The sequence below is a fragment of the Nonomuraea sp. IBHARD001 genome (assembly GCF_056106265.1).
In genome coordinates this window covers 5,242,856-5,264,286 of record NZ_JBWBBW010000002.1, presented here as the reverse complement: position 1 = coordinate 5,264,286, position 21,431 = coordinate 5,242,856, and the positions used below count along the sequence as shown (strand labels likewise).

21 protein-coding genes are annotated in these 21,431 nt (G+C 72.1%); 8 read left to right on the top strand and 13 right to left on the bottom strand.

Translation table 11 applies throughout. From position 1 onward, the window contains the following. The first annotated feature begins 168 nt into the window (after positions 1 to 168). On the top strand, positions 169 to 1,752 hold the full coding sequence (locus ACTWNK_RS26060; RefSeq protein ID WP_474307163.1) for a penicillin-binding transpeptidase domain-containing protein: 1,584 nt from the start codon (positions 169 to 171) through the stop codon (positions 1,750 to 1,752). A 14-nt stretch (positions 1,753 to 1,766) separates the two neighbouring features. Here ACTWNK_RS26060 and ACTWNK_RS26055 read toward each other — a convergent pair whose 3' ends face one another. Beyond that, on the bottom strand, positions 1,767 to 2,366 hold the full coding sequence (locus tag ACTWNK_RS26055) for a class I SAM-dependent methyltransferase (RefSeq protein WP_474307162.1): 600 nt from the start codon (positions 2,364 to 2,366) through the stop codon (positions 1,767 to 1,769). A 54-nt stretch (positions 2,367 to 2,420) separates the two neighbouring features. Next, positions 2,421 to 3,311 (bottom strand): SAM-dependent methyltransferase, encoded by an 891-nt coding sequence (locus ACTWNK_RS26050; RefSeq protein WP_474307161.1) that lies wholly within the window; start codon positions 3,309 to 3,311, stop codon positions 2,421 to 2,423. Between the two features lie 206 nt (positions 3,312 to 3,517). On the opposite strand from ACTWNK_RS26050, the gene ACTWNK_RS26045 reads away from it, so the two are divergent. The 3 genes from ACTWNK_RS26045 to ACTWNK_RS26035 all read left to right on the top strand — a co-directional run bounded on the left by ACTWNK_RS26045 (position 3,518) and on the right by ACTWNK_RS26035 (position 6,527). Continuing rightward, positions 3,518 to 4,576: a terpene synthase family protein gene (locus tag ACTWNK_RS26045; protein WP_474307160.1), complete on the top strand. Its 1,059-nt coding sequence runs from the start codon at positions 3,518 to 3,520 to the stop codon at positions 4,574 to 4,576. A gap of 12 nt (positions 4,577 to 4,588) precedes the next feature. Then, positions 4,589 to 5,929, top strand: coding sequence for a cytochrome P450 (locus tag ACTWNK_RS26040; protein ID WP_474307159.1), 1,341 nt, complete (start codon positions 4,589 to 4,591; stop codon positions 5,927 to 5,929). Between the two features lie 124 nt (positions 5,930 to 6,053). Continuing rightward, a complete protein-coding gene (locus ACTWNK_RS26035) occupies positions 6,054 to 6,527 on the top strand; it encodes a carboxymuconolactone decarboxylase family protein (RefSeq protein WP_474307158.1) in 474 nt (157 codons plus the stop codon). A 4-nt stretch (positions 6,528 to 6,531) separates the two neighbouring features. On the opposite strand, the gene ACTWNK_RS26030 is transcribed toward ACTWNK_RS26035, so the two are convergent. Beyond that, complete coding sequence (locus ACTWNK_RS26030; protein WP_474307157.1) at positions 6,532 to 6,996, bottom strand: hypothetical protein; 465 nt, start codon at positions 6,994 to 6,996, stop codon at positions 6,532 to 6,534. A gap of 113 nt (positions 6,997 to 7,109) precedes the next feature. On the opposite strand from ACTWNK_RS26030, the gene ACTWNK_RS26025 reads away from it, so the two are divergent. Genes ACTWNK_RS26025 through ACTWNK_RS26015 form a run of 3 tightly spaced genes read left to right on the top strand, consistent with a single transcriptional unit; the run spans position 7,110 to position 10,185 of the window. Then, a complete protein-coding gene (locus ACTWNK_RS26025; RefSeq protein ID WP_474307156.1) occupies positions 7,110 to 8,198 on the top strand; it encodes a peptidoglycan-binding protein in 1,089 nt (362 codons plus the stop codon). Next, positions 8,195 to 8,995 carry an ABC transporter ATP-binding protein gene (locus tag ACTWNK_RS26020; protein WP_474307155.1) on the top strand — a complete coding sequence of 267 codons (801 nt, stop codon included), beginning with the start codon at positions 8,195 to 8,197 and terminating at the stop codon, positions 8,993 to 8,995. Before ACTWNK_RS26025 ends, ACTWNK_RS26020 begins: the two co-directional genes overlap by 4 nt. Continuing rightward, entirely contained in the window at positions 8,992 to 10,185 is a 1,194-nt protein-coding gene (locus ACTWNK_RS26015; RefSeq protein WP_474307154.1) for an ABC transporter permease, read from the top strand. Before ACTWNK_RS26020 ends, ACTWNK_RS26015 begins: the two co-directional genes overlap by 4 nt. Before the next feature lie 3 nt (positions 10,186 to 10,188). Here the strand turns inward: ACTWNK_RS26015 and ACTWNK_RS26010 are convergent, their stop codons facing one another. Then, positions 10,189 to 10,782, bottom strand: coding sequence for a TetR/AcrR family transcriptional regulator (locus ACTWNK_RS26010; protein ID WP_474310985.1), 594 nt, complete (start codon positions 10,780 to 10,782; stop codon positions 10,189 to 10,191). Positions 10,783 to 10,897: 115 nt separating this feature from the next. On the opposite strand from ACTWNK_RS26010, the gene ACTWNK_RS26005 reads away from it, so the two are divergent. Continuing rightward, entirely contained in the window at positions 10,898 to 11,917 is a 1,020-nt protein-coding gene (locus ACTWNK_RS26005) for an aldo/keto reductase (RefSeq protein ID WP_474307153.1), read from the top strand. On the opposite strand, the gene ACTWNK_RS26000 is transcribed toward ACTWNK_RS26005, so the two are convergent. From ACTWNK_RS26000 to ACTWNK_RS25960, 9 genes are all read right to left on the bottom strand, one after another. Further along, complete coding sequence (locus ACTWNK_RS26000) at positions 11,914 to 13,083, bottom strand: sensor histidine kinase (protein ID WP_474307152.1); 1,170 nt, start codon at positions 13,081 to 13,083, stop codon at positions 11,914 to 11,916. The genes ACTWNK_RS26005 and ACTWNK_RS26000 overlap by 4 nt on opposite strands. Before the next feature lie 20 nt (positions 13,084 to 13,103). After that, a complete protein-coding gene (locus ACTWNK_RS25995) occupies positions 13,104 to 13,757 on the bottom strand; it encodes a response regulator transcription factor (RefSeq protein WP_474307151.1) in 654 nt (217 codons plus the stop codon). A gap of 114 nt (positions 13,758 to 13,871) precedes the next feature. Further along, on the bottom strand, positions 13,872 to 14,066 hold the full coding sequence (locus ACTWNK_RS25990) for a hypothetical protein (RefSeq protein ID WP_474307150.1): 195 nt from the start codon (positions 14,064 to 14,066) through the stop codon (positions 13,872 to 13,874). Positions 14,067 to 14,198: 132 nt separating this feature from the next. Further along, positions 14,199 to 14,378 carry a hypothetical protein gene (locus ACTWNK_RS25985; RefSeq protein ID WP_474307149.1) on the bottom strand — a complete coding sequence of 60 codons (180 nt, stop codon included), beginning with the start codon at positions 14,376 to 14,378 and terminating at the stop codon, positions 14,199 to 14,201. A 35-nt stretch (positions 14,379 to 14,413) separates the two neighbouring features. Next, on the bottom strand, positions 14,414 to 14,596 hold the full coding sequence (locus ACTWNK_RS25980; RefSeq protein ID WP_474307148.1) for a hypothetical protein: 183 nt from the start codon (positions 14,594 to 14,596) through the stop codon (positions 14,414 to 14,416). Between the two features lie 41 nt (positions 14,597 to 14,637). Next, entirely contained in the window at positions 14,638 to 14,826 is a 189-nt protein-coding gene (locus ACTWNK_RS25975; protein WP_474307147.1) for a hypothetical protein, read from the bottom strand. An 11-nt stretch (positions 14,827 to 14,837) separates the two neighbouring features. Then, positions 14,838 to 17,015, bottom strand: coding sequence for a peptidase domain-containing ABC transporter (locus tag ACTWNK_RS25970; protein ID WP_474307146.1), 2,178 nt, complete (start codon positions 17,013 to 17,015; stop codon positions 14,838 to 14,840). After that, entirely contained in the window at positions 17,015 to 20,173 is a 3,159-nt protein-coding gene (locus tag ACTWNK_RS25965) for a type 2 lanthipeptide synthetase LanM family protein (RefSeq protein WP_474307145.1), read from the bottom strand. The genes ACTWNK_RS25970 and ACTWNK_RS25965 overlap by 1 nt, the downstream gene beginning before the upstream one ends. A gap of 236 nt (positions 20,174 to 20,409) precedes the next feature. After that, positions 20,410 to 21,384 (bottom strand): tyrosine-type recombinase/integrase, encoded by a 975-nt coding sequence (locus tag ACTWNK_RS25960; protein WP_474307144.1) that lies wholly within the window; start codon positions 21,382 to 21,384, stop codon positions 20,410 to 20,412. Positions 21,385 to 21,431 lie beyond the last annotated feature (47 nt).

Genomic DNA, 21,431 nt, shown 5'->3' with positions numbered 1-21,431 from the left:
TCCGGAACGCGCCGGAGCTCGTGAAAGGCGTCAAAGGCTGACCACAGGGCACCCCCTATATGACACTGGGCGGCCCCCCAAACGGCACTATGTCACTATTTGTCCACGCTAGGCTGCCTGGGTCAATCGACCACAGGGGGATGTGCCGTGCCGCGAGGCCGTACAGTCGTGATCATTTCGGTGGCCAGTGTGCTCGCGGGCGGGGGCGCCTACTACGTGCTGCACACGCGCGGCACGCCCGAGGAGAGCGCGGGGCGCTTCCTCGCCGCGTGGGAGCGCGCCGACGCCGGGGCCATGACGGCCGAGCTGGCCGCGCCCGCCGACCTGGCCGCATACGACCAGCAGCGCAAGGGGCTGGCCGTGGAGGCGGTCAAGGTCGTCACGCCGGGCAAGGCGGTCGCCACGGGCGACGGCACGGCCACGATGGACTACACGGCCGCCCTCACGCTCAAGGGCGTCGGCGAGTGGAGCTACAGCGGCAAACTGGCGCTGAAGATCGCCGATCGGCACTGGAAGGTCGACTGGACGCCCGCCGCCCTGCACCCGGACCTCAAGCCGGGCGCCGCGTTCGCCCTGAAGACCCGATGGCCGCAGCGTGCGAAGATCACCGACGCCGACGGCAGGCGGATCGACGACGGCAGTGTCGGCGGCTCGATCCAGCAACTGGTCGGCTTCCTGGACAAGGCCACCAAGAAGGACGTCGCCAAGCTCGGCACCTCGTTCAAGGTGGGCGACGCGGTCGGCAGGGGCGGCCTGCAGGAGACCTTCCAGCAGCGCCTGGCTGGAACGCCCGCCACCGAGATCAGGCTCGACGGCAAGACGCTGGGCACGATCGACGGCAAGGACGGCAAGTCCCTGCAGACCAGCCTGGACGGCCGGATCCAGGACGCGGCCGTCGGAGCCGTACGCGAGCTGGACAAACCGGCCTCACTGGTCGCGGTCCGGCCGTCGACGGGCGAGATCCTCGCGGTGGTCAACAACAGGGGCGGCTTCAACCGGGCCATCGACGGCGCCTACCCGCCCGGCTCGACGTTCAAGGCCGTCACCGCCATCGGCCTGCTCGCCGAGGGCGTCGGCGTGCAGGACAGGGTGACCTGCCCCAAGTACGTGACGGTGGGCGGGCTGAAGATCCGCAACTCCGAGCACGCGGAGTACGGCTCGCTGTCGTTCACCGACTCCTTCGCCTACTCGTGCAACACCACCATCGCCCCGATGACCAAGGAGCGCCTGAGCGCCGAAAAGCTGAAGGAGGCGGCCGAAGGCGTCGGCTTCAACCAGCCGCTGGCGATCGGCGTGCCCGCGGCCAAGGCGAGCATGCCCATGGCCACCTCCGACGCCGAACTCGCCGCCGAGTCGTTCGGCCAGGCGCGTATCACCGCCAGCCCACTGGTCATGGCGACCGTCGCCGCCGCCGTGGCCGACGGCACCTGGCGCCCGCCGACCCTGGTGCCAGGCCTGAAGCAGAAGGCCGAGGAACGGGCGCTGCCCGACGGCGTCAAACAGGACATGGACCGGCTGATGGCGGCCGTCGTCACCAGGGGCACGGCCAAGGCGGCGGGCCTTCCGGCCGGGACCAAGGGCAAGACGGGTACGGCCGAGTTCGGCGCGGGCGACGACCTGTCCACCCACGCCTGGTTCATCGGCTACCGCGACGACCTGGCCTTCGCGGTCATCGTGGAAGGCGGATCGGGAGGCGGCAAGGTCGCGGCGCCGGTCGCGGCCACGTTCCTGCGCGGCCTGAGCAACGGCTGAGCCTCGGCCGGGTGTCAGGGTTTGTCCCACACCAGGGAGTAGCGCCACAGCAGGTGGCGGCGGAACACACTGCCGGGGAAGGCCTTGGCCGCGGCCTCGCGGGTCTGGGCCCAGCTCAGGTCAGGGTCGGTCATCGGCATGCCGTCGGGTACGCCCTTGCCGCCCCTCAACCTGGCCAGGGTCAGCGAGACGGGCAGACCGGGCGCGCTCAGGAGCAGGTCGCCAAGCCCGGCGTTCCTGGCCAGGCCCACGGCGACCAGCCGGCCTCCCGGTGCGAGCAGGCGTTCGACGGCCTCGGCGGCCTGGGCGAAGTCGAGGTGGTGCAGCACGGCCACCGCGCTGACGAAGCCGAACCCGCCGTCGGGCAGGTCGGCACGCAGCAGGTCGGCCTGCTCGAACACGGTGTTGCCCAGGTGGGCGCTGTGCTGTCTGGCCCTGCGGATCATCTCGGCCGACTTGTCGATGCCCGTCACCTTCGCCGCCTTGGCGGCCAGTTTGCGGGCCAGCAGGCCATCGCCGCACCCGACGTCCAGCGCGTGCTCGCATCCATCGGGCACCGCCGCCAGGATCAGCGGATGGTAGTGCACATTGTGATTCCAGTAGGAGTCAGGCATCTGCGAACGATACCGACGAAAGCGCCTCATGCCCCGGAAGAGCACCAGGACGGTCTACGCCGACGAGCCCCGCCCGCGCCTGCGGAAGCGCAGCAGGCGCACCGAGATGCCGCCGTCGAGCCAGGCCCGCAGGAAGAAGGCCTGCCAGCGGATGGAGGTGGTCAGCCTGGCGCACTCGGCGGGGTCGGTGCGCTCGACCTGGCGGAGCCTGGCCTCGTTCCACGCCATGCTGTGCACCCAGAACGCGGTGGTGGCGGGAGTGACGTCGCGATCGCGGTCCAGCGTGAAGCCCGCCCGCTCGGCATGGGAGAGGTACTCCGCCACATCGCCGATCCTGGTCTTCCAGTAGCCGTCGAAGTCGGCCCGCAGCGCCGGATCGGCCAGGAAGACGTCCTGCACACACAGCCAGCCGCCCGGCCTGACGGTCCGGCCGAGCTCGGCGAAGACCAGGTCGCGCCGCATGTAGCACATGCTCTCCATCGCGACGGCCGCGTCGAACGACAGCCGTGCGGGCAGATGCGCCGCGTCGGCCACCAGTGGCGTGACCCGGTCGCCGACGCCGCACTGCGCGGCGAAGGCGCGGATCAGCGGCGCGTGCTCGCCCGCCACCGTCACGGCCGTGACCCGCGCGCCACAGCGCCTGGCCCAGTGGATCGAACCGCCGCCCAGCCCGCACCCGATGTCGGCGATCTCGCCGCCGAGCGTCGCGGGCGCGTCCCATTCGGCGGCGGCCCGCTCGACCAGGGCCTGCTGCGCCCCGGCGATCCGGGCGCGCAGGGTGGGCTCGTCGGCTGTGCTGGTCGGCTCGCCGCCGTCGTCGAACAGGCCGATGTGATAGTGCACGACCGGCCCTGGACCGTACTTGCGCAGCAGCGCCGCCGTCTTGCCCTCGTAGTAGGAGCGGACGGCGTCGGCATGGGAGGGAGTGGAGGACAGCATGGTCATGGGAACCGCGTTTTCCTGAAACGGGGCCGGCGTCGCCGCCGTGCGTGCTGACACATTCACTATCTGCTTCTGACACGATTGGTGATGCGCAAAAGATGTGGGGCGGAGGCCATTGATGAGGGATCGGCCGGGTGCTTCACTGATGATTACAGCACACCGGATTTGAACGGGACACCCCGCAGCTTTTTCCGGGCGAGGAGACGCCGATGAACGACGTGCTTCCGCTTTTCTCCGGTGCACACGACGAACGCGGCGCCAGGCCCGAGTTGTTCATGCCCATTCCCTCGTGCGGGGTGAATCCCGCCCTGCCCGCCGCGAGCGCCGGGATGTGGGAGTGGGCGACGCGCCAGGGGCTGGTCGCCGACGCCGCACGGCGTGAACTGCTGCGCAGGGCGCAACCCGACCTGATGGCGGCCCTGGTCAGCCCGTCCTGCGACGCGACGCGTCTGACCTGGCTGGCCCGCTGGACGGCGTTCGGATTCCTTACCGACGACGAGTTCGACGACGGTCCGCTCGGCCGCGATCCCGCCCGCTGCCACGCGGCGCTCTCGGTGCTGATCGACGTGCTCGACGGCAGGCCCGTGGCCCGTGCGCCGATTCCCCTGGCGATGGCCGGACTGTGGGCCGAGATCGTCGCGGAACGGTCGGCCGGATGGGTGAATTCGACCGCGGCGAATATCAGGGCCTGGCTGCTGACTTATCACACCGAGGCCGTGGACAGGCGGCACGGCCGATTACCCGGCATCGCCGAATATCGCATTCACCGCCGTAATGCCGTGGGCACTCCGCTGTATTTGGACCTGATGGAGGCGATGATCGGCGTCGACCTGCCCCCGGCCGCGAGAGCGCTGCCGCAGTGGTCGGCATTACGGGCGGCGGCGGCCGATCACGTTGGAATATGCAACGACATATTCTCCGCCGAGAAGGAGCGCGAGGCCGGCTACGGCCACAACATGGTGACGGTGATCCGCTCGCACCACCGTTGCGGCGCCGCCGAGGCACTCGGGCGCGCCCTCGACATGGCCCGCGCCTACGTCCGCGACGTGCTGGCCGCCGAGGAGGCCGTACGGGCCGCGGCGAGCGCGCAGGGGGTGGCGGGTGCCGAGGTGGAGCGGTGCCTGCGGGCGTGCCGGGCGCTGGTGCGCGGCAACGCTGACTTCCACGTGCTGGCCCGGCGCTACCACGCCGCCGCCTCGCACGACGCCGAACCGCGCCCGCGCGTGGACGCGGCCGTGTTCACCTCCCTGATCGAGCCAGGCGGCTGAGCGGAGCACGATGTGGATCAGACCTTCACGCTGGGCCGGTTGCCGGGCGGCAAGCCGCTGGTCGGCCATGGGCTGGAGTTCCTCAGGCGGCCGTTCGAGCTGTTCGAACGGCAGAACGCCTACGGTGATCTGGTGGAGATCAGGCTCGGCAGCAGCCTCGCCTACATGGTCAACCATCCGGAGCTGACCCGCCGCGTGCTCGTCGACCAGATCCGCGAGTTCGACCGGGGGTCCCACTTCGAGAAGCTGGTGCCGATACTCGGCCACGGTGTGATGCTGTCCGACGTCGTCGAACACCGGCGGCATCGGCGGCTCATGCAGCCCGCCTTCCACTCCTCGCGGATGCCGGGCTATGTGGAGATCATCCGTACGGTCACCGAGAACGCCGTCGGCCTCTGGCGGGACCAGGACGAGGTGGACCTGACCCACGAGATCACGGTGCTGGCCGTCGAGGTGGCCGGCCGGACGATGTTCGCCACCGAGCTCGGCGCCGAGCTGGTACGGGAGATCCATCGTTCGCTCGACTTCGTGCTCGACACCGTCGTACGCCGCACGGTCTCGCCGTTCGCCTTCGTCACCGAGCGGCTGCCCACCCCGGCCAACCGGCGGTTCGACCGGGCCACCCGCCGGATGCGCGAGCTGGTCGGGCAGGTGATCGAGGACTACCGGGCGGCCGGGGTCGACCACGGCGACGCGCTGTCGATGCTGCTGGCCGCACGGGAGGGCGGCGACGGCGACCGGCTCACGCACGAGGAGTGCGTCGACGACTGCATGGCCTTGCTCATCGGCTCCTCGCACACCGTGGGAGGGGCGCTGTCGTTCGCCCTGCACCTGCTCGGCGAGTACCCGAGCGCCTACGACCGGATGCGGCACGAGGTCGAGGCGGTGCTCGCCGACCGGCCGGTGACCAAGGCCGATCTCGAACGCCTCGACTACACCAGGCGCTTCTGCATGGAGGTGCTGCGGCTCTATCCGGGCGGCTGGGTGCTCATGCGCAAGTCGAACACCGACACCAGCCTGGGCGGGCACCCGATCCCGGCCTGGACCACCGTGGTCGTCAGCCCCTACGCCCAGCATCACAACCCGGCGCTGTTCGCCGCGCCCGAGATGTTCGACCCGGACCGCTGGCTGCCGGGTCGCGGCGGGCCGGACACGAGGTTCTCCTACATCCCGTTCGGCCTGGGGGCCAGGCGCTGCCCGGGTGACGACATGGCCATGCTGGAGATGCCGGCGATCCTGGCCACCATCCTCCGGCGCTGGCGGCTGGAGCCGTTGTACCGGGGGGAGGCGGACAAGCTCGCCGGTCAGGTGCTGCGGGCGGGCCCGACGCCGACGCGGCTGCACCGCCTCTGAGACGGCTGCTCTGAGACGGCTGCTCTGACACGGTGGCGTATGTCACATCCGGCGATGTCACATCTCGCCGGGCCATGTCGTCCTTGTGGTGAACGCACCGACAGCGACCACCAAGGAGGGCATCGTGGATGCTCGGCTGAACATGCTCGGCAACCCCGTCACCGCCAAGTTCCTCAAGCACATCATCGCGGCGGGCAAGGTGATCGAGGGCACGACGCTGCCGCACGCGACGCAGGAGCTGGTGAAGATCCGCGCCAGCCAGATCAACGGCTGCGGCTTCTGCACCGACATGCACACCAAGGACGCGGCGCACGCGGGGGAGAGCGCGCAACGCCTGCATCTGATCGCGGCCTGGCGTGAGGCGAAGGTGTTCACCGACGCCGAACGCGCCGCGCTGGAGCTGACCGAGCAGGGCACCCGCATCGCCGACGCGGCGGGCGGCGTCACCGACGAGGCGTGGGCGAACGCCGCCAAGCACTACGACGAGGACCAGCTCGCCGCGTTGGTCTCGCTCATCGCCCTCATCAACGCCTTCAACCGGGCCAATGTCATCGTCCAGATGCCGGCGGGCGACTACCAGCCCGGCCAGTTCGGCTAGGCCGTCAGTCGGGCGCGGGCCAGCGCCTGTCGCACGTCCTGAACGCCGCGGCGAGGCGCTCCTGGGTGACGCCGGGGTCCTCGCCGAGGGTGACGTCGATGCTGCCCGGCGCGGGGTCCTTGGCGTCGACGCCCTGCTCGCGCAGGCATTCGGCGGTGTTCAGCGCCCAGGCCTCCTGCTCGGGCGACAGCTCGCCCTCGATGTGCGGCGCGGGCGCGTACCGTGCGCAGACGGCGTCGGCGGCGCGGTATCTCCCATCGGCCGCGTCGAACGTGCGCACCCCTTCGGGCGCGGGCTCGCCGGGTACGGGCACGGGGATGTCGATGTCGTGCTTCTTCATACAGGCGGCGTACTGCCGGATCTTGCGCAGGTCCTCCTGCTCCGTCGAGGGCGCCCGCTCCCGGCCCGCCCCGCACCCGCTCCAGGTGAGCGTCGCGGCGGCGAGCACCATGACCGTGAGTCTCTTCATGGCACGACCATGACCCGCGACCGGTTTCGCCCGGGTCAACGCCCGCGTTCACCCGGGCGAAACCGGTCGCCGGGCAGGCTGAGCGCCGTGCAGTCGTGCGACGGGAGGCCGGGATGCTGGATCGCAGGGGTGGGGGGCGTGCGCTGCTGGGCGGGGGCGTCGTCCTGGCCGTGGCCGTGGCCGGAGGGGCGTACGTACTGCGCTCGGGCGGTGGCCAACCGCCACCGGCTCCCCCCGCACTGCCCACGGCCCAGGTGATCAGGACCGACATGGTCGACATACGCGACATGGACGGCACACTCGGCTACGCGGGCAGGCACACCGTGCTCGGGGCCGGAGGCGGAGTGATCACCTGGCTGCCGGAGCCCGGCGACACGATCACCCGAGGCGAACGCGTCCACCAGGTCGACGGCCACAGCGTGCCGCTCCTCTACGGCTCCGCACCGCTCTGGCGCGACCTGCGACAAGGGGTCACCCCCGGCCGTGACGTGCTCGACCTGGAGCGCAACCTCAGGGCGCTCGGCCACGCCGGAGGGCTCGCCATGACCGTCGACCGCACCTTCACCTGGGCCACCGCACGAGCGGTCATGCGCTGGCAGCATGCCGTCGGCGTCACCAGGACGGGCGTGGTCAGGCCCGGCGACGCCGTCCTGGCGCCGGGCGCGATCCGCGTGGTCGCGGTCAAGGCCGTGCCCGGCGCGAAGGCCGCCGGGGTCCTGCTCACCGCGAGCGGCAGCGAACGGCTGGTCACCGTCCCCGTACCGGTCGGGGAGCAGGGCGTCGCCAGGCGCGGCGGCAGGGTGCGCGTCACCCTGCCGGGCGGCAAGGTCGTCAGGGGACGCGTCACCGGGGTCGGCAGGGTGGCGACATCCGGGCCCGGCGGCGCGCGGGCCCAGACCGGGCAGGGCACCGAGAGCGCGACCGTCACCGTCTCCATCGCCCTCGACGAGCCACGCGGCGCGGGCGGCCTGGACGCGGCCCCGGTCACCGTCGGGTTCGCGGGCACCGAGCACAGGGGCGTGCTGGCCGTACCGGTCGAGGCGTTGCTGGCCGGGCCCGGCGGCGGCTACGCGGTGAACGTGGTCGGCGCGACGGGCGCGGTGCGCTCGGTGGCGGTCACCTTGGGCATCTTCGACGGCGGCGACGTCGAGGTGAGCGGCGCCCTGAGCGAGGGCGCCCGGGTCCAGGTGCCCCGATCATGACCGGCGAGAACCAGGCGCCCGCCGTGCAGGGCGCTCCGATCGTGAGCGGCGAGAACCAGGCGCCCGCCGTGCAGGCGGCCCCGAGCGTGAGCGGTGCGGACCGGGTGCCCGTCGTCGCGGTGGAGCGGGTGAGCAAGGTGTACGCGGGGACGGAGGCGGTGTTGCGCGGGGTGTCGCTGAGGATCGCGGCGGGGGAGATGGTGGCGATCGCCGGGCCTTCGGGGTCGGGCAAGTCCACGCTGCTCCATCTGATGGGCGCGCTGGATCGGCCGACCACGGGGCGGGTGCTGCTCAGAGGGCACGACGTGGCCACGCTGACCGACGGGCGGCTGGCCGCCGTGCGGGCGCGCTGGATCGGCTTCGTCTTCCAGCAGTTCTTCCTCACCCCTCACCTCACCGCGCTGGGCAATGTGGCCACCGGGCTGCTCTACCACGGCCTGTCGCAGACGCGGCGGCGCAGCCAGGCCCAGGTCGCGCTGGAGCGGGTCGGGCTCGGCCATCGGCTGCACCACCGGCCGCACGAGCTGTCCGGGGGCGAGCGGCAGCGGGTGGCGATCGCCCGCGCGGTGGCGGGTGAACGGCCGCTGCTGCTGGCCGACGAGCCGACCGGCAATCTGGACTCGGCCGCCGGATCCGGCGTGCTCGACCTGCTCACCGAGCTGAACCGCGACGGCACCGCGGTCGTGGTCATCACCCACGACAGGGAGGTCGCCGCGTCGCTGCCCCGGCGTGTCGAGATCCGCGACGGCCGGATGCACGCCGACTCCGCAGCGCCGCTGGAGGGAAGCCTGTCATGATCGCTCTTCCGGAACCGGCCGGGCTCCGCTGGGCCGATCTCGTCCTGGTGGGCGTGGACGGGCTGCGCGCCAGGCCGATGCGGGCGGTGCTGTCCGCACTCGGTGTCGCGGTCGGCGTCGCCGCCATGGTCGGCCTGGTCGGCATCAGCACGATCGCACGGGCCGGACTGCTGGCCGAGATCCAGAGGCTCGGCACCACCCTGCTCACCGTCTCGCCCGGCAGCACGCTGCTGGGCGAGCCCTCGCACCTCCCGGACACGGCCGAGCGCATGGCCGCCCGCATTCCGGGCGTCGTCGGCGTGTCGGTGACCGGCGTCGTGCCCCACGCCACCGTCAGGCGCACCGACCGGATCGCACCGGCCACCACCAACGGCATCGCCGTACAGGCGGCCAGGAGCGATCTCGCGGTCGCGCTGAACGGCTCGGTCGGGTCGGGTGTCTTCCTCAACGACGCCACGGGGCGCTACCCGGTCGTGGTGCTCGGGGCGATCGCCGCCTCCCGGCTGGGGGGCGAGCGCGCGGGCGGGCGTGTCTACATCGCGGGCCGGTGGTTCACGGTCGTCGGCGTCCTGGAACGGCTGCCGCTGGCTCCCGAGATCGACCGCTCGGCGCTGGTCGGCTGGTCGTACGCGCGACAGCTCGGGTTCGACGGCCGTGCGACGACGCTGTACGCGCGCTCGGACGAGGGCCGCGTGCCGTCGGTGCGTGCGGTGATGGCGGCCACCGTGCATCCCGAGCATCCGGAGGAGGTGCGGGTCAGCCGTCCGTCCGACGCCCTGGTGGCGAAGGCGGCGGCCGACGAGGCGTTCGACGCGCTGCTGTTCGGACTCGGCGGGGTGGCCCTGCTGGCGGGCGGGGTCGGCATCGCGAACATCATGGTGATCTCGGTGCTCGAACGCCGTCAGGAGATCGGCCTGCGCCGCTCGCTCGGCGCCACGCGGGGGCAGATCAGGCTGCAGTTCCTCACCGAGTCCGTCGTGCTGTCGGCGCTCGGCGCGGCGGCGGGCGTGCTCGCCGGGCTGGTCGTCTGCCTCTGCTTCGCCGCCTACCGGGGCTGGCCGCCCGTGCTGCCGATGCGGGCGATCGGCGGTGGCGTGGCGGCCTCGGTGCTCGTCGGCGTGCTGGCCGGACTGTACCCGGCCAGGCGTGCGGCCCGGCTCACCCCGACCGAGGCGCTGGCCGCGATCTGAGCGTCACGCCGGGGGAGTGCGCAGGCCGTCGACCAGGATCGCGGCCAGGCGGCGCGCGTCGTAGCGCGGGTCGGTGCCCGACCCGATGCACAGGTTGCCGATGCCCCGCATGAGCTCGTACGGCTGGACGTCGGACCTGGCCTCGCCCGAGTCGGCCGCGGCCTTCAGCAGGGCGCCGCACACGGGCACGAGCCGGTCGACGAAGTAGGTGTGCAGGGCGGCGAACCCGGCCTCGTCGGACTGCAGCGCGGCGGCGAGGCCGTGCTTGGTGACCAGGAATCCGGCGAACAGGTCGGCCCACCGGGCGAGTGCGGCATGCGGGCTCGGACTGCTGGCCAGCAGGGCGGGCCCGGCCTCGGCGCAGGCTTCGACCTGGTGGTGGTACACCGCGATGATGAGATCAGCCCGGGTCGGGAAATGTCGGTAAATGGTGGCTGTGCCGACGCCTGCCCGCGCCGCGATGTCGCGGACCGGCGCCTCGACGCCCGACGTCACGAAGACGGCCGCGGCGGCGTCGAGCAGGGTCGCCTCGTTGCGCTTCGCGTCGGCACGCTTCGGCTTGCCCGTGCACTCGACGCCGGGGTCGCTGTCGTTCACCACGCCACTTTCTCCTCTGCCCGGCTTGCTAAACGGGACGTCGTTCCGTATCGTCCGGAGAGTAAAGCGGGACGCTGTCCCGTTTCCATGGCGCCGGACGACCAAGGAGACACCCATGCAGTACCGTACGCTGGGCCGCACAGGCGTGCAGGTCGGCTCGCTCGCACTCGGCGCGATGAACTTCGGCCGCATCGGCGGCACCACACAGGAGGAGGCCACCGCCATCGTCGACGCCGCCCTGGAGGCAGGCGTCAACCTCATCGACACCGCCGACATGTACGGCGCGGGCGAGTCGGAGGAGATGGTCGGCAAGGCCATCGCCGGACGCCGCGACGACATCGTGCTGGCCACCAAGGCGGGCACCCCGATGGGCGACGAGCGCAACCGCAAAGGCGGCTCGCGCCGCTGGCTGACCACCGCGTTGGACGACAGCCTGCGCAGGCTCGGCGTCGACCACGTCGACCTCTACCAGCTCCACCGCGCCGACCCCGCCACCGACGACGAGGAGACGCTGTCGATCCTGACCGACCTGCAGCGGGCCGGCAAGATCCGCTACTTCGGCTCCTCGACCTTCCCCGCCCACCGCATCGTGCAGGCCCAGTGGGCGGCCAGGGAGCGCCGCCTGAGCCGCTACGTCACCGAACAGCCCGGCTACTCGATCCTGCAGCGCGCGGCTGAGGCGCACGTCCTGCCGGTGACCGAGGAGTACGGGCTCGGCGTGCTGGTCTGGAGCCCGCTGGCCTCGGGCTGGTTGTCGGGCGCGATCCGCGAGGGCAGGCCGATCACCACCGGCAGGTCGCGGTTCATGCCGCACCGCTTCGACACCAGCGTGCCCGTCAACCGCGCCAAGCTCGACGCCGTCGAACGGCTGGCCGTCGTCGCCGACGAGGCCGGGCTGACGATGATCCAGCTGGCGCTCGGCTTCGTCGCCGCGCACCCGGCCGTCACCTGCGCCCTCGTCGGCCCCCGTACGGTGGAACACCTGCGCGCCCAGCTCGCCGCCGCCGACACGGTGCTGAGCGCGGACGTGCTCGACGCCGTCGACGCGATCGTCGCACCCGGCGTCGACCTGGCGCCCGAGGAGAAGTACGACACGCCGCCCTCCCTGCTGGAGGCGTCCCTGCGCCGACGCTAGGGCAGGGTCACGGTGACGCACAGCCCGCCGCCCGGATTGGCCACCGCCCGCACCGAGCCGTCGTGCGCCTCGACGATGGCCGAGACGATCGAGAGGCCGAGCCCGGCGCCGTCCCCCGAGCCGGTCCGGTCCTGGCGCAGTCGGCGAAAGGGCTCGAAGAGCTCCCCGACGCGTTCGGCGGGCACCTGAGGACCGGTGTTGTCGACGGCGAGCCCGGCCTCCCGCGTGAGCGAGACGCTGACCCGGCCCCCGGCGTGGTTGTGCCTGACGGCGTTCTGCACGAGATTGGCCACCATCCTGGCCAGCATCACCTCATCCCCGGAGACCACGACCGGACGCGATACGATCAGCACGGACACGGTGACGTCCGAGGCGAGCGCCGCGGCGTGCTCCTCGGCCACGGCCGTCTCCACCAGCACCGACAGATCGACCGGAGCGCGGACGCCGGGACCGCGCTCGCCCTGGGCCAGCACCAGCAGCCCGTCGATGAGGCGCTCGGAGCGCTCGGTGTTGCGCAGCAGCTCGGCCCTGACCCAGGCCAGCCGTTCGGGCGAGGGGTCGGCCAGGCCCACCTCGACCGCGGTGCGCTGGACGGCCAGCGGCGTGCGCAACTCGTGCGAGGCGTTGGCGACGAAGCGCCGCTGGCCCTCCACCGCGCGCTCCAGCCGGTCGAGCATGGCGTCGAAGGTGTCGGACAGCTCCTTGAGCTCGTCCTGCGCGCCGGTGAGCGCGATGCGTTCGTGCAGCGTGGACAGCGACAGCCTGCGGGCGGTCGCGGTGATGCGCTGCAGGGGTCGCAGCAGCCGACCCGTCAGCCACCAGCACACCGTGAACGCCAGCAGCGCGATCACCCCCAGTGTGCCCAGCATGATGACGCGCTGGGTGTGCACCAGGTCCTGCTCGATCGCGGCCGTGCGGTCGAGGGCGTCGGCGGCGCCCTCGGGCACGGCCCCGGGCGGCGCGTAGGGGATGACGGCGCAGGAGGAGCCGGGCGGGCGCAGCTCGCACGGCACCTCGCTCATCGAGAACTGCGGCATGTCCTGCAGCGACCGGCCGACGGCGATCACCTGGAACTGCTGGGCGACGACGAGCACACCCAGGGTGATCACGGTGAACACGCCGCCGTACAGGAGGGTCATCCGCAGGCGCACCGAGCCGCGCGGCATCGGCCACGGCCGCCGTGACCTCACAAGCGGTACCCGCTGCCCTGGACGGTGACGATGACCGAGGGCGGGCCGAGCTTGGCGCGCAGCTTGCTCATCGTCACCTTGACGACGGTCGTGAACGGGTCGGTGTGTTCGTCCCATGCCCGCTCCAGCAGCTGTTCGGCGCTCACCGTCGCACCGCGCGCCCGCATCAGCACCTCCAGCACGCCGTACTCCTTGCGGGTCAGCGTCAGGCTGCGGCCTTCGCGGAAGGCCTGCATGCGGGCGGTGTCGAGGGTGATGCCGCCGAACTCGAGCACCGGCGGCAGCGGCGGCCCGGCACGCCTGGCCAGTGCCCTGACCCTGGCCACCAGCTCGTCGAAGGCGAACGGCTTGGCCAGGTAGTCGTCGGCGCCGAGGTTCAGCCCGGTGACGCGCTCGTGCACGGCGCCGGAGGCCGTCAGCATCAGGATGCGCACCGGGTCGCCGCGCTGGGAGAGCTCGCGGCAGATGTCGTCGCCGTGCCTGCGCGGCAGGTCACGGTCCAGGACGAGCACGTCATAGGAGGTGATCGCCAGGCTCGCCAGGGCCGTCTCGCCGTCGTAGGCGACGTCGACCGCCATCGCCTGCCGCCGCAGCCCTTCGGCCACCAGGTCGGCCAGCACCCGCTCGTCCTCGGCCACCAGAATGCGCATGCCCCCATTCCCGCAGAACGGCGATAAGCAGGCGGTTAACGTTCGTGATCACTGCCTCGGGACCGGAAGGCCCGTCCCCGCGCGGCGCGGGGACGGGCGTTCACGGCCTGGAGGCTACAGCGGGGCGAAGCCGCACATGGGACCGCTGAGCGTCGGGCAGCAGCGCATCGTGTTGAGCTCTTCGGTGTTGCGCGGCGCGCCGCCGACGACGAAACGGTCGAGGACCGTCTCACCTGCCGGGTGCGCGGTCGTGGCCGCACGGGCGTGCGGGTTCTTCCACTGCAGGATCAGCTCGTGATCGGCTGTCACGTGTACTCCTTTACGGCTTTACGGCGAGGGACGGGCATGCCAGCCTGTCCTGTGGTGAATCCGGTCGAGGCCGGGCGTCCAGCGCCTCGGATCGCACCCGAGGCGCTGGACGGTTCACGAACGCGGGCGGGATCAGCCGCAGAACACGCTCATGGACGTCTTGCAGCAGCCGTAGGTGAACATCACGTACGTGATCGACATCTTGCCGCCGACCAGCTGCTCCTCCAGGGCCGCCTCACCCGACGGGTGCCAGGCGCCGGCCGTACGGGTGTGCGGGTTCTTCCACTGCTCGATCAGGTCCTGTCCGGACATGTGAGCGTTCTCCTTCGTGATGGTGGCGGGGACGGTCAGACGATGGTGCAGAAGCTCCACGAGGTCTTGCAGCAGCCCCAGGTGTCCCACCCCTCGGTGGCCGGAGGACGGCCGCCGACGAGGAACCTGGCCAGGACGACGTCACCCGACGGGTGCTCGACGTCGGCGGAACGGGCGTGCGGGTTCTTCCACTGCCGGACGAGCTCGTGATCGGACATGGCAACTCCTTGTGTGTAGGTGTGCGGAAGGGAAAGGCGGGTCAGAAACCGCCGCCGCAGTTCTCCGACTTGGTGTACGTCGGGCAGCAGCCGACGCTCCAGAAGAACTCGGTCTTCGGCCGGCCGCCGACGATCAGGTCGTCCAGGACGACCTCGCCCGCCGGGTGCGTGGCCTCCGCGCCGCGCAGGTGCGGGGACTTCCACTGCTGAATGAGCTCACGCTCGGACATACCGCTACTCCTTAACCGATGGGGGCAGGCCGGCTGGCCTGTCCCTGAGAGGGATGGATCAGGTGATCGGCGAAGAGCCTGCTGTAGACACCTCCTTGCGCGACGAGCTCCTCGTGCCTGCCGAGGGCGCACACGCGCCCCCTGTCCAGCACGAGGATCTGGTGGGCGTCGCGGACCGCGCTCAACCGATGTGAGACGACGATCCGCGTGACCTCGAGCCGCGACAGCGCCGCGTCGACGCGGCGTTCGGTGTCGGGGTCGAGGTGGCTGGTGGCCTCGTCCAGGATGAGCAGACGAGGACGGTGCACCAGGGCTCTGGCCAGGGCGACACGCTGGCGCTGCCCGGCCGACAACGCGGCCCCGGCCTCGCCGACCAGCGTGCCGTAGCCCATCGGCATGGCGAGCACGTCGTCGTGCAGCCCGGCGATGCGCGCCGCCCGTACGAGGTCGGCCTCGTCGGCGTCGGGGCGGCCCAGCGTGAGGTTGTCCCTGATGGAGCCGTTGAAGAGGTTCAGGTCCTGCAGCACGGCGCCGCAGCGCGAGCGCAGGTGGTGGATGTCGAGGTCGTCGAGCCGCTGCCCGTCGAAGCGCACGACGCCGTGCGTGGGCCTGAGCAGGCCGAGCACCAGCAGCGCGATGGTGGACTTGCCCGACCCGGTACGGCCGACGATGCCGAGCTTGGACCCGGCGGGCACGGTGAAGGACACGTCCCTGAGCACCGCGGGGGCGTCGGCCTGGTAGTGGAAGGTCAGGCCCGACACCTCGACCCGGCTCGCCGCGCCCTCGGGCAGCCGCAGGACGCCGGTCGGCTCCTCGACGGAGTCGACGATGTCGTACACGCGCTCGATCTGGCTGCGCAGCATCGGATAGCTCTGCCCGGTGCTCGCCAGCGCCTGGACGGGAACGAGCACGGCGAGCGCGACGGCGTTGGCGGCCAGCGCCGTGCCGAGCGACATCTGCCCCGACAGGACGAACACCAGCCCGCACAGCAGCAACAGCAGCGGCGCGAGCGTCGACAGCGCCTGGCTGACGGCGTCCAGCACGGCGGTGATGCGGCTGCGTGCGATCACCGCCTCGCAGTAGCGTTCCAGCAGGACGCTCCAGTGCGCCTCCGCCCTCGGCTCGACGCCGTTGGCCTTGACCGGGACGATCGCCTCCAGCGTCTCGGTGAGGTAGCTCTGCTCCTCGGCCTTGGTCGTCAGCTCCCGCTGGTAGACCGCGCCGACCCTCGGCGAGACGCGGACCACCATGAGCACCTGCACGGCCGCGAGCGTCACCACGATCGGCACGTAGCCCGGCGCCATCAGCGCCAGGCCCGCCAGGTACCCGGTCAGCAGGGCGACGTCGAGCACCGTGGTCAGCAGCCGCTGGGTGACGTTCTCCCTGGTGGTGGAGACGCTGCCGAGCCTGGCCAGCAGGTCGCCGCGCCTGCGCTGGATGTAGAACGACAGCGGCAGGCGCAACATGTGCCTGATCAGCCGCCTGCCCAGCACCCGTTCGGCCCTGATGCGCAGGGTGAGCACGACGAGTTCGCGCAGCAGCGTCATCAGCCCGGCGATCAGCGTGGTGCCCGCCACGACCGCGACGAAGGCGGGCAGCACGTCGGCCCGGTTGCCGGGCGCGAAGCTGTCGACGACCTGCTGGGTGGCCAGCGGCAGGACCAGCGCCAGCAGCTTGAGCACGATCGCGCAGGCGACGACCGCGACGAGCAGCGGCCTGCTGCCCGGCATGGCGACGAAGTCGCGCAGGTAGCGCATCGTCAGCCGGTCGCGCATCGGCGTGCGCCGCCTGACGAACCCGGAGGCCGGGGTGACCCTGACGGCGACGCCGCTGTATCGCCGGTCGAAGTCGGCCCGGCTCAGCCAGGCGCGCCCCGAGCCGGGATCGGCGATCCGCACGCGCTTGGCGTCGGCCCGCTCGACCACGACGAAGTGCTGCTCGGTGAGGAAGGCGATGAGCGGCTCGTCCAGGTCGCGCCCGATGGCCGCGCGCTCGGTCCGCACGTGCAGGCCGAGCCTGGGCCCGGCGGCGACGAGATGGGCGGCCGAGACGCCGTCGCGCCCGATGCCGAGCAGGTCGCGGCACTCGGCCACCCTGGTGTCCCTGCCGTGGTAGCTGGCGATCATGGCGAGACAGGCGGCGGCGCACTCGGTGGTGGTGAGCTGGTGGCGCAGCGGTACCCGGGCCATCAGCGCGACACCCGCGCCGTGGGCGGCTCCAGCAGCAGCACCGAGGGCACGTCGTCGGGCGCGGCCAGGCGCAGCAGCCCGTGCCCGATCCCGGCCAGGCCGTTCATCAGGCCGGGCGTGCCGGTGTCGCCGGGCGCGCCGCAGCGGGGGCCGTGCGTGCGCAGGTCGCGCAGCAGCCTGCCACCGCGTACGGCCAGCGCGTGCGCCGCCTCCGGGTGCTCGCGCAGCCGCAGCAGCAGCTCCAGATTGCCGAGCTCGCCGTGGCAGAGGCTGTGGTTGGTCATCGGCCCGTGCGCCAGTTCGGCGGCCAGCGCCCTGGCCAGGTCCGGGTCGCCCGGCAGCGTGAGCCTGGACAGGCCGACACCGGGAGCGCCGTGGCACCAGGCGTGCAGGATGCCGTCGCCGCCCACCCCCTCACGGAAGTCGGGCCAGTTGCGCCGCTCGGGGACGTACAGGCTGTGCTCGTAGGCGAACGCGCCGAGTGCGACGCCGCGACAGGCCGCGTCCCCCGACGCGTCGGCGTATGCCATCAGCGCCCAGCCGATGCCCGCTGCCCCGTGCGAGAAGCCCGCGAGCGGCTGGGAGGAGGGCATGGCGGTGTGCCAGGCGAAGCCGTCAGGCATGGTCGCCGCCGTGGCCACGAGCCGCTCGGCGCACGCCTCGGCCGCACGCAAGGCGGCCCCGAGCCCGGTGGCCCGGTGCACGGCGAGCATGGCGGCCAGGGTGCCCGCGCTGCCGCCGATGACGTCGAGCATGTCGTCGCTCCCGGCGGCCTCGGCGCACAGCAGCGCCACCGGCTCGGCCGCGTCGGCCAGCGCCGGGTCGTCCAGGAGCGCCGCCAGGTGCACCATGCCGTACACCGAGCCCGCCAGGCCGCTGTAGGCGCCCATGAGGGGGCGGTCGGCCGCCCGGTCGACGACGTGCGGCATCGGTGCGACGGCGGCGCGGGCCAGATCGGCGTAGCGCTGCTCGCCGGTGGCGACGGCGATCTGGGCCAGGAAGAGCGCCACGCCGACATAGCCGCCGTACAGCTCTCCGCGCAGCGGCTGCGGCGCCCAGTACCTGTCGTCGAGCATCTCCAGGCCGAGCCAGTTGGCCCGTCCGGGCGCGAGCCAGGCCTGGTCGGCGATGAGATCGGCGATGCCGCGTGCGGCGGCGACCAGCTCCTGGGGTGTGGCGGCGGTGTCGGGCCCGGTGCCGGGTTCGGCCGTGCCGATGAAGGCGGTCATGCCCGTCGTGTCGCGGCTGATCATCGAGGCCCTGACGATCCACTCCTGACGCCGTCTGTCGCTCGCGCCCATGGCACGGACCTTGCGTACGGCGCGGTCGAGCGGAGGCTCGCGCAGCAGGCCCTCCAGGCGGGAGCCGTCGGAGGTGAGCAGGTCGGTGCTGCCCGGCCTGGTCATGAAGATCGGCACGTCGTTGCGCCACAGGTCGGCGACCTCGTGCTCGATCAGGCGCTCGGTGACCTCGTCGTCGCGCGAGAGCGCCCACAGGTAGTCCAGGATGCGGTCGCGGTCCAGGCCGTGGCGCAGGTGGTCGGGATGGGTGGACTCGCCGAGCAGCGTGGCGTAGGTCTGGGTGGCGCGCATGACCACGCGCACCTCGTCGCCCGCGAACGCCCGCATCAGCGCGACCATCTCCTCGGGATGCGCGGCGATGGCGTCGTAGGCGCTGCCGAACCCGGCCAGCAGGGCGGGCAGGTGGTCGGCGGGCTCGGGCACGGTGTCCTCGCCCGCCAGGTGCGGGCGGTTCTGCCTGCCGGTGAACACCGGGTGGTCGCGGACCAGGCGCATCATGTCGGTGCCGGCGTCGGCCCAGGCAGGGGCCTTGATCGGGATGAGGGCGTCCTTGTCGCCGCCGAGCCCCGACATGTCGATCACACCGCTGTCGCCGACCATGAGGACGGGCAGCAGGGCGCTGCGGCTCACCGACGCCTCGGCCGCGGCCAGCGCGGGATCGCCGCGGAACTCGGGCGCCGAAGGCTCGAACGCCGGATGGAAGAGCGCCTCCAGGTCGACGAGCACGGGCTGGTCGCCGCATGCGATGAGGTTCTCGCAGTGGAAGTCGGCCCCGTCGAGGGCGTAGAGCACGGCCAGCAGCGCACCGAGCCGGTGGTAGTAGGCGTCGACGGCCTCGGGCCCCTCGCACGGCAGGTGCTCGGCGAAGCGCACCCAGCCGTAGCCGTCGCGTTCGAGCACGCCGAGCCTGGTCAGGCCGAGTCCGGGCACCCGGTCGTTGAGCCAGGCGAGCACGTCGTTGAAGTGGCGGTGCACACCGAGCGGGCGCGGCTTGTAGACCACCTTGGCGCCGCTCGCGAACGTCAGCACGGCGACCGACCTGCCGCCCTGGTGGCTGTCGCCGCCCAGGCTCACCTCGCTCAGCGCGCCGGGGTCGGCGCCGTCGAGCAGGTGGGCGACGACGTCGGCGCGGTCGGCGGCGAACCTGCGCAGCATCTCCACCTGCCCGGTCGCGAACTGGTCGGCCTCCTGGGCCAGCAGCCGGGCCAGCACCGGGTACTCCTCGCACAGGGCGGCCCGCGCCTGTGCTCGCCTGAAGTGGCGGACGAAGTTGGCATAGCGCTCCTGCGGCGTCTCGCCGAGCAGGTGGCCGCTGACGCGCAGCACGTTGAGTTCGAGGACGAGCGTGCGTCCGGCCAGGTCGAGCAGGCCGCGGTGCAGCCGTTCCGACCAACCGGCCAGCAGGGTGCCCACGTCGCAGGCCGGGGTGAGAGGGGTGAGTGCGGCGCGGATGCGGTGCAGGGCGGGCCTGGCGAACGGCGTCAGCGTGCCGGCCGGTCCGTCGGCGGCGTCGGGCTCGTCGGGTGCGCCGATCGCGTCGGCGACCTGGTCGGCCCACACCGGCCTGGCCAGCCTGGCCTCCAGGGCGGCGGGCGGCTCCTCCAGCAGGGCGCGCAGCCGGTCGAGGGTGAGTCCGGTGGCCGCGAGCCGCCTGTCGAACTGGCCGTTCTGCCGCAGCTCGTGGCGTTCCTGCCACTGCTCGAGCCGCCAGCGCGTGGCCGCGCTCTCGGGGCTGTCGGGGTTCTCTGGGCTCTGCGCCGGTGTGTGGTCGCCGGGGTTCGCCGTGCGCTCGGACAGACTGGTTCCCGCCGCCCACCAGGCCTGCGTCGGCTTTATGTGCGTTTCGCCTAGTTTCAAAAGTCGCCCCCTCCTGGTGCTCGCCGTCGCGTCCCGCTGGTGCGACGGCCTTCCGGGGGCAGAGATTGCTGGCGGCGGCTTGTCGATCTCTTGGAGCTGACTTGTACGATGCTGTTCGGGCAGGTCAGAGCCCATGAATAACGAAATATCGCGAAAAATCGTATTGTTATCGGGCGAATGCGGGAGGTGAAGTCGGCGGAAATTACCGGTGCGACCGCATCGATTTCACTATTTTTCTAGAGCGGTTTCGGCGCCGGCAGCGTGAGCCGGTCGACGGCCTCGCGGCGACGGCGTTCGGGGCGGCGGTCATAGCGTGCCGTGGTCGCGGGCGAGGAGTGCCCGACGAGCGCCTGCGCGGTGGCCAGGTCGACGCCCGCGTCCAGCAACTCGCCGATGAACGTGCGCCTGAAGTCGTGCGCCGTGCGCCTGGCCGCGCCCGCCTCGCTCAGCCGCCGATGCAGGATGTCGGCCACGGCCTGGCCCGTCATCGTCGCGGGCCCGCCCTCGCGCATGCGCAGCCTGCCCTGTCTGCTCACCGGGCAGAACAACGCGCCCCTGGCCGTGCCGCGCGCGGCGAGCCAGCGCTCCACCAGCGACACCGCCTCGGTCGTCAGATAGACCAGGCGTTCCTTGTCGCCCTTGCCGCGCACCCGGAGCGAACGGCCGCCGGGGTCGTAGTCGGCCAGCGCCAGCCCGGCGACCTCGGCCCTGCGGCAGCCGGTGGAGTACAGCACCGCGAGCAGCGCGGCGTCACGCCGTCCGGCGGTCGAGTCGTCGCAGGCCGCGAGCGCGGCGCCGACCACCTCGGGCGGGATGTGCTGACCGGTCGGCAGCCTGGTGTGCTTGATGGTCGGCAGGTCGATCGCACGCTGGTAGTCCTCGGCGCTCATCAGGCCGAGCCGCCAGGCCTCCTTGAGCACCCGCCGCAGCGCCACCAGGTGCTTGTTGACATGCGAGGGCGACCACCCCTGCTCGGCCAGCAGCGTGCGCAGCCGTACCGTGTGCTCGTATCTCAGCAGGTGCCATGGCTGCCCGGCACCCGTCGAGCCCTCGACCCCGGTCAGCAGCCGTGCGATGCGGTCGAGGCAGCCGCGCATCGTGCGCCGCGACTGCTCCCCGGTCAGCGACCCGAGGTAGACGTCGTAGGGGTCGCGCGTCGCCTGCGCCGGCCCGGGGCCTGAGGAGGGTACGGCAGGCGGATTCGCGCTCACCCGCACGATCCTAGGCGCACGCGCCCCGCCGCACGGGCGAGGCGCGC

Coding starts and splice junctions, on each gene's coding strand:
- ACTWNK_RS26025 (WP_474307156.1), top strand. CDS start 7,110: ATGCTGGATCGCAGGGGTGGGGGGCGTGCGCTGCTGGGCGGGGGCGTC.
- ACTWNK_RS26000 (WP_474307152.1), bottom strand. CDS start 13,083: ATGCCGCGCGGCTCGGTGCGCCTGCGGATGACCCTCCTGTACGGCGGC.
- ACTWNK_RS26030 (WP_474307157.1), bottom strand. CDS start 6,996: ATGAAGAGACTCACGGTCATGGTGCTCGCCGCCGCGACGCTCACCTGG.
- ACTWNK_RS26015 (WP_474307154.1), top strand. CDS start 8,992: ATGATCGCTCTTCCGGAACCGGCCGGGCTCCGCTGGGCCGATCTCGTC.
- ACTWNK_RS26045 (WP_474307160.1), top strand. CDS start 3,518: ATGAACGACGTGCTTCCGCTTTTCTCCGGTGCACACGACGAACGCGGC.
- ACTWNK_RS25970 (WP_474307146.1), bottom strand. CDS start 17,015: ATGGCCCGGGTACCGCTGCGCCACCAGCTCACCACCACCGAGTGCGCC.
- ACTWNK_RS26050 (WP_474307161.1), bottom strand. CDS start 3,311: ATGACCATGCTGTCCTCCACTCCCTCCCATGCCGACGCCGTCCGCTCC.
- ACTWNK_RS25995 (WP_474307151.1), bottom strand. CDS start 13,757: ATGCGCATTCTGGTGGCCGAGGACGAGCGGGTGCTGGCCGACCTGGTG.
- ACTWNK_RS25980 (WP_474307148.1), bottom strand. CDS start 14,596: ATGTCCGATCACGAGCTCGTCCGGCAGTGGAAGAACCCGCACGCCCGT.
- ACTWNK_RS26020 (WP_474307155.1), top strand. CDS start 8,195: ATGACCGGCGAGAACCAGGCGCCCGCCGTGCAGGGCGCTCCGATCGTG.
- ACTWNK_RS25975 (WP_474307147.1), bottom strand. CDS start 14,826: ATGTCCGAGCGTGAGCTCATTCAGCAGTGGAAGTCCCCGCACCTGCGC.
- ACTWNK_RS26055 (WP_474307162.1), bottom strand. CDS start 2,366: ATGCCTGACTCCTACTGGAATCACAATGTGCACTACCATCCGCTGATC.
- ACTWNK_RS25985 (WP_474307149.1), bottom strand. CDS start 14,378: ATGTCCGGACAGGACCTGATCGAGCAGTGGAAGAACCCGCACACCCGT.
- ACTWNK_RS26005 (WP_474307153.1), top strand. CDS start 10,898: ATGCAGTACCGTACGCTGGGCCGCACAGGCGTGCAGGTCGGCTCGCTC.